The following is a 5,754-nucleotide window of genomic DNA, read 5'->3' as shown; positions in this document are numbered from 1 at the left end:
AATCAGAAAAATGGAGTTAGGATTTGCATCCTAACTCCGTTTTGTCTACAGTCTGGAAGGAGCAAAGTTAATTAGTACTTTGCTCCTTTTAAAACTTTATCTAAAGTGCTAATACAGCCCTTTTATACTATAACCAAGACTTTATTATTTATTAGCTCTTGTTACTCTTATTATTTTACTATAATACTGCATCCAATTGCTATTCTCATTTGGTTTACCATATCCATAAGTCAACCTGTAATCTCCTTCTTTTATAAGGTTTGTAGGTTCATTATGAAAATAAAAATCTCTAGAGTAATCCTGTTTTGCCTCCCACATAACTTTATTATCTGATATCCGCACTAACCTCATATATCCACCATTTGTCCACTTACCACTTCTTTTAACGATTGAGAACCTGTAGTAGCCAAACTGATCATTTAATACTACATTAGTTACTTCATTTGGATTACCCCATCCACCTGATCTCCATTCTGTATCGGTCAAACAATTTTCGTCATATAAGATATAAGTAGAAGATGCCGCGGCTCCTCGGGTGCTAGCTTCATTAAGATTATATTGGATGACTTTTTCAGTCTCAGTATTTGCTATTTTTACATCAGTTCCATTGCTCGCATAGGTAGTTCCCGGTATAGATATAATACCTAATACCAAACTTGAAAATAATACTCTTTTCAACTCTTTACTTATAGCTTTTTTTGTACTCATAATAATATGACCTCCCTAGTTATTTTTGTAATTTTTTTTAAGTATCCTTATATTCATATCAAAATTTATCTTATCATTGGAATCATCTCCTAGTGCTTATTTATTATGGTTTCACATTCATTATATAACTTTGCATAATAAAACCAAACAACTACATGTCGCATTTTTCGACATATTATTTTATACTTAAATATTTATTGTGGTATGATAAGCAGTTTCTTAGTAATTTTCGAATTTATATTATTATCTTTCAAATTTTTTTAGTAGATTCACTTTACTTAGTGCTTCGTCAATTCCTTAATAATATAATTCAATATTTATTACTTTTCCATAAAAATATTTCTTTTTTTTCTAGTTTCCGGACAGCTCCGTTTCTACATTAAATGATCATTTATGGGGTCAGTTTTTTCCAACTCCCATATCCTGTACCAGTTGTGATGACCTTATTATATACGTCACCATTATGATCATATAAAGTTTGCCAAACCCTGGTGCCATTTACCGCTGTATTGCCGTTTATTACTATCTCTACATACCCGCTCACAGCACCGCTATATGGTGCATTGGCAGCGGTGCCAGACTCGTTGTAGACCCTCCACCGACCGGGTGAAATTGCATTTCCACCACCATTAAAGTTTGTAACATAATCAACATTAGATAAATCATGTATTTTTGTAACGGCACTACTTACATTACTTAAATCGCTGGCGTTAGCTTTGTTATTTAAATTGCTATTTACTGTATCAACTTTTTGATTGACGGAAAATAGCGCCGCCATGCTGGCAGCCTTGGAAGCATCGTTTACAATCTGGTTTACCACATCAGTTTTTAACAGCAGTTTATTAGCCACCCTATCGGCAATCGCATTGATAAGTAACTGCACTGTGGAACTTCCACCCGCAGCACCAACCAAGCCCTGAACGTCTGTGGCGCTGATTAAGTTTGCTGCATTAGGTCCCTGCGGCCCGGTATCCCCTTTAGGCCCTGTCCCTCCGGCATCTCCCTTGGGGCCAGTGTCTCCTTTATCGCCTTTGTCTCCTTTGCTACCAGTAGCACCTGTTTCTCCCTGTATTCCCTGCTCTCCCTGTGGCCCTAAATTAGTACCCGCATATACCCATTTAGCCACCGTAGCGGCCCCAGCCACCGTACACTTATATACCCGGCCCCTATCTGCCCCTGTGCCTGTATTTTGGTAATAATCGTTCACAAGGGCGGCTGTTACTCCTGATCCGCTAAATACCGTGGCGGTTGTACTTGTGCCGGTTATTCCGGTACCGTATACCAGAGGCTTCCGCGCTGGCCATCCGCACCCTGCGTGCCTCTTACATTGCCTAAATCTAATTCAACTACTGCCATATTATCCTCCTAACCTTACAATAAAATGTCCTACTTCGTTAATGTGCACAGGAGGCGGATCCGCTGCCGCATCTGAAAAAAGCACATACAAATGTCCGTCTTCACGGATCTGAAACGCATAAGCCCCATTAGCCTGCGTTACTACCGCGTCAGCTCCTCGTTTACCCTGTTCTCCATTCTGCCCCTGCGGTCCCATCGGTCCATTGAAATACCCATTCATAAGCAGGGTGTTAAACTCTGTCAAGGTTTCATCTACACGGCCCCCAACTGCGGCTATGTCTGTCACAGCATCATTTGCTATTACCTCTGTCTGATCCCGGAAGGTCTTGGCATTGTTCTGGTACTGGAGAGCCATATCCCTGGCCGCCTGAGCATCAAGCATATACTGTCTAAACTCCATCTGTATGGAAGCGTCCAGTTTTTCCATTGTGACAGACCCGTCCACAATCTCTGCTGTTATGGTACGGTTCAGGATTTTCATGGTAATGGTTGCGGTACTATCCACGGAATAGACAAACCGGGTAAGGTCAATTACCTTCTGTGTGCCGTCTGCCAAGGTGAGAACCAGCTCGTTATCATCATTGATATCGAAATTCGCAACCACTTTTTCAATAGCCAGATCATAAGTTGTTACGGTTCCATTCTGCTGGGTCACGGTCATGATCCCTGTATCCGGGTCCAAGGTAATTTCTTTTACCAAGGTGTTTACAAGTGCCTGCTCTGCCTTTTTAGCGTCCAGTTGTACGATCCTGTTATCGGATTCCTTGATACCATTTTCCATGTGGAGTAAATTCGTTCGGTTGATCGGTGTTTCCTGTGATGGTTCATTTTTCCAGTCTGTGATTCCATAAAATGGTCCATAAGCCATTAACTGGCACCCTCTTTCTTCTTTTCGCTGCCAAGCCTGGCATCTGCTTCAGACAATTCTTCCCATATAATTGGGTAATTGCCCTTAACGTTCTTCTCTACAGGTTCAACCGGTTCGCTAATTTCTCCAGGCGTTCCAAGCTCCAACATTTGCGCAATGGCTGCCACCTGTTTGGCATTCTGGATTACGGTGACGGTGACGGCGTTCAGCATGTACTGTATTTGTATCACCTGTTCCTCTGTGTATGTGATTACCTTTTTCATAAATCCTCCTTTCGGACATAGAAAAAGAACGTCCGATTAAGAACGTCCCTTTACTTTTTAACAATTTAATATATGAAAAATGGACCCTTAATTAACTTGCTTTTGAATTTATCAAGTTCAAAATAAATTCTCTTCCAGATTGTGTTATTCTTCGGTGATAAACCACTGCTCCATTATCTAGGACTTCCTGTTTGATTTCTTCATATCGCAAATTGCTATAATCTGAATACATAACCCACGTATTATTAACCTTGTACTGTATGTGCAATTCCGCGAGTTTTTTATTTAACTCAACTGCACTTTTAAGGCCTAATTCCTTGGCAATCTCTGTCATGGTGTAAGTTTTATTGACGTGCATAAGAATAGCATTACGCTTCTCCGCTTTAAGCCTTGCATGCCGCTCTTCCTTTAGTTTAGTCAATAACTCAATTCCAAAGTCAGGATTGTTGAGAATACGATCAATAACATTGTCCGTGGCATATATTCCATTCTTACGAATTGAGGGAAGAACTTCAGTCGCCAACCACTTTTGAAACTTCACTGCCCGTTCATTCCCAGCTTTAAATCCAAGCATATAAAACAGGCTTTCCGGAATATAATCTTCTTTCCCAACTTCTTGGGAAAAACCTAAATCTTTTAAATATCCATTAAGCGTTTCCCATCTTACATAGGTTTTATTTCCCTTTTCTTGCGTCCATCCAAATCCAATCGCCGTATCTTCTGCATTAATAGAAATGCTTCCATCTTCATTCTGGATTGCGCGAACAGAAATTCCAAGTTCATCATTATGGCGAACTTCCGCTGAATTTTTCTTCGTATGTACACCAATCTCTTCTGTAAAAATATCTGTGTTGTACATGAATTTGTACCTCCTGAATTTTTACTACCGGCCCCGCATTCCGCGGAACCGGCCAACAAATTCGGGGTGTTTCCGGAGCATACCCAGAAAGGAGTTCCACCTCTATATATTCACAGGAATAAACCCTGGAATTATCAAACAAAAAGAGCCATGACCAGAATTTGAAAAAATCTTCAAAAATCGGTCAAGGCTCCATCACGTTCCATTTCAACGCTTGTCATAGCTGTCGATGTTAACAGGAAAGGTTTGCTCATTTATGCTTTCTTCCATATATCCGCTACTCTGTGCTACGATATTATTCAGTTGACTTATCTATTATATTATCTCTTTATGAAAAAAATTCTTAAATCTTTGGTTTCGCAGATTCAAGTTGTTTTTGTTTGATTGCTTGCCATACTTCTTCACCTACATCTTTTAAATCATTAACACTTGAACTTGAAGATCCATGATAAATAAATTGCAAAGCTCTATAATCTTCACCTTGAAGAATCAAAAATCCCACATTATAAGGAGATTCTGAAAAATCGTATTTATAATAATGAGAAGAAAGTAATGTCTGTGAGAATACATAATATCGGTATCCATCTTTATCAACCTCACATATTTTTGACAATGCCTTATTGGCTAATTGGTTTTTTTCATTATTTATGTTTCCGTAAACATATAAATTTTCATTAATCAAATGCAGTGTATCATTATCAATTCCTTCTATTTTAACTTTTGCAACTATATAGGGTGTATATGAATTATCTACGTCTGATTTTCCCTGATATAGTTCGCATGATGAAAATTGAAGAATATGTCCTATATATTCCATATCATAAGGCAAAGATCCCAAATCAAATATTACTCTCTTATCACCTTCATAAATGCTTACATCGTTATTTGTTTCAGTATTATTTTGCACTTCCCGACCATCTTTTGAACAACCCGTTATAAAGATGATCCCTAAAGCCAAAGCCATTGTAAAAAGGTACTTTCTCATAGTACATCCCCCTTATTCATATATATGAAACATACCATACTTTTAAGTAATATTCAAGAAAAGAGCGGGGAATCAATCCTCGCTCTCTAAATCAATTATTTATTAATTTTCAGAAACTACAGTACAATTATTAAAGAAAGCCAAACTTCCTGGATACCTTTCCGTAAATTCACCATCTATAACAACAGTCTTGTCTTTAATATCAACAATCGAATCATCCTTGAAATAAATAGGACAATCGTAATATTCTTTTGTTTCATCCACGATATTGCATATAATTACTCCATTATCAGCCTTTTTAGTTGATCCATCTGGAGTGAATCCAACTTTAACCCGTTCACCAATCTTAATTCCATATTTATCTAATACCTTTTGGGTGTACTCTTCATAAATGGATCGTGCATGCTCCATTTGTTCATTCTCATCGTTAGATGTACCAAACAATCCAATCTTGCCAAGTTCGGTATAGGCATCAGAATGTGACTGCTCAACCTCCCACCAAATTTTTGCAAACTCTTTGTTAGTTAATACCTCTTTTTCGTTCTTGCTATTTTGAGCAGAACAACCACATACCGCAATCAACATTACGATGGCTATTAAAAACCTTTTCATCTCGACTTCCTCCCATTTGCAACTTAATAAAAATATAATCGTAGTAATTAATCGGGTAGGAGGTAGATAATTATTTTATCTACCGTCCTCCCACACCACCGTA

7 protein-coding genes are annotated in these 5,754 nt (G+C 38.3%); all 7 read right to left on the bottom strand.

What is annotated here, in order from left to right:
• Positions 1–144 precede the first annotated feature (144 nt).
• Positions 145–708, bottom strand: a complete 564-nt coding sequence (locus tag RT269_RS29540; protein WP_313188072.1) for a hypothetical protein — start codon at positions 706–708, stop codon at positions 145–147.
• Between the two features lie 391 nt (positions 709–1,099).
• Positions 1,100–1,915: a hypothetical protein gene (locus RT269_RS29535; protein WP_313188071.1), complete on the bottom strand. Its 816-nt coding sequence runs from the start codon at positions 1,913–1,915 to the stop codon at positions 1,100–1,102.
• 150 nt (positions 1,916–2,065) lie between these two features.
• Complete coding sequence (locus RT269_RS29530) at positions 2,066–2,932, bottom strand: hypothetical protein (RefSeq protein WP_313188070.1); 867 nt, start codon at positions 2,930–2,932, stop codon at positions 2,066–2,068.
• The gene (locus RT269_RS29525; RefSeq protein ID WP_313188069.1) at positions 2,932–3,195 is read right to left on the bottom strand and encodes a hypothetical protein; all 264 of its coding nucleotides are present in this window, start codon (positions 3,193–3,195) and stop codon (positions 2,932–2,934) included. Before RT269_RS29525 ends, RT269_RS29530 begins: the two co-directional genes overlap by 1 nt.
• A 91-nt stretch (positions 3,196–3,286) precedes the next feature.
• Positions 3,287–4,054, bottom strand: a complete 768-nt coding sequence (locus RT269_RS29520; RefSeq protein WP_313188067.1) for a phage antirepressor KilAC domain-containing protein — start codon at positions 4,052–4,054, stop codon at positions 3,287–3,289.
• 343 nt (positions 4,055–4,397) lie between these two features.
• Entirely contained in the window at positions 4,398–5,039 is a 642-nt protein-coding gene (locus tag RT269_RS29515) for a hypothetical protein (RefSeq protein WP_313188066.1), read from the bottom strand.
• 102 nt (positions 5,040–5,141) lie between these two features.
• On the bottom strand, positions 5,142–5,651 hold the full coding sequence (locus RT269_RS29510) for a hypothetical protein (protein WP_313188065.1): 510 nt from the start codon (positions 5,649–5,651) through the stop codon (positions 5,142–5,144).
• Positions 5,652–5,754: the final 103 nt, after the last annotated feature.

Source organism: Lacrimispora sp. (assembly GCF_032078915.1).
GTDB lineage: Bacteria > Bacillota > Clostridia > Lachnospirales > Lachnospiraceae > Lacrimispora.
The sequence above is the reverse complement of the archived record's forward strand: the minus strand, read 5'-3'. Positions and strand labels throughout refer to the sequence as shown.